The 1,139-nt window shown below is 53.1% G+C and carries 2 protein-coding genes; both read left to right on the plus strand.

Annotated features, from left to right (window positions below):
* A partial coding sequence (locus V6D20_08010; GenBank protein HEY9815729.1) for a transposase occupies positions 1-672 on the plus strand: 672 nt, incomplete at its 5' end.
* A 274-nt stretch (positions 673-946) separates the two neighbouring features.
* The coding region (locus V6D20_08015) for a hypothetical protein (GenBank protein HEY9815730.1) at positions 947-1,139 on the plus strand (193 nt) is incomplete at its 3' end.

Here is a 1,139-nt window from a genome sequence, read left to right on the forward strand (position 1 = left end):
AGTGACTACGCCCGCACTCTCCAACCTGATCCCTGGACACCACCACCCGCTATCTACTATAAGCTACGCCATGCTCTGGAACGACGTGACGATCTGCTGAAAATGGCCACCCAGGAGAGCAACCGCCTTCACGCTTTGCAACACGATCCCTACGTTCCCAAAGACATCTTAACGCAAATCCGTCGCCACATCGCCACTCTCAAGCGTCAGGCACAGGCTTACCTCAAACAAATCGAGCATCTCCTCACTGATCACTCTGAGTGGCATATAGCCGCTGAGCGTCTTCTGAGCATCCCTGGTATGGGATCCCTCACCACCGCCTGGACACTCGTCATTACCCATGCCTTCACGCGCTGTGACACCCCACAACAGGCTGCTGCACTAGCCGGAGTTGTCCCGCATCACCGACGCTCTGGCACCAGTCTCAATCGACGATCTCACATCGCTGGTGGACATCCAAAATGGCGTAAAACACTTTATATGGCCGCCGGAGCTTGTATCCAGTTCAACCCACCTCTCAAGGCTTTTTTTGATAAGAAAGTGGCTCAGGGTAAGACCAAACAGATCGCTCGCATTGCTGTCGCTCGTAAGCTCGTGCATATCGCCTGGGCGTGTGTCACCAAAGATCGTGACTTTGATCCCAACTACCAGCGATCTATACAGGCTGCCTGATTTGCTACTTGACTTTTAACACCGTATCTTGGCGCCTCATATGTTAGATATGGGTTGAGATGCTAGACTACAACCCATATCAGTCATCCAGGTTGGTGATGCCGTTTTGCGCCTTGTAGCACAGACTACGCCGCCAAGAATGTTGCCCAACCATTGGATGGACAGGACCGACCCTGAACCGTATCTTGTCGCTGAGACGACGTATCTTATGAGGCTAGCGGCGGCCCTGCCCTTGGCTGACAGTATACCAGAAGAGCACATAAGGATTGTACACATGACCACACTTTTCGTTGGGGTGGACATCGCCGCCCAGACCGCTGCCGTGCATTGGCAAGACCAAAATACCGAACAATCCGGTACCTGTGAGATCAACCAAAACCTGATGGGCTACCGACTTTTACATCAGCACCTCAGCCGTTTTGCAGCAAGCTCTGAGACCCATGTGGTCATGGAGGCCACGGGCAACT

This window comes from Candidatus Obscuribacterales bacterium, from assembly GCA_036703605.1.
Classification (GTDB): domain Bacteria; phylum Cyanobacteriota; class Cyanobacteriia; order RECH01; family RECH01; genus RECH01.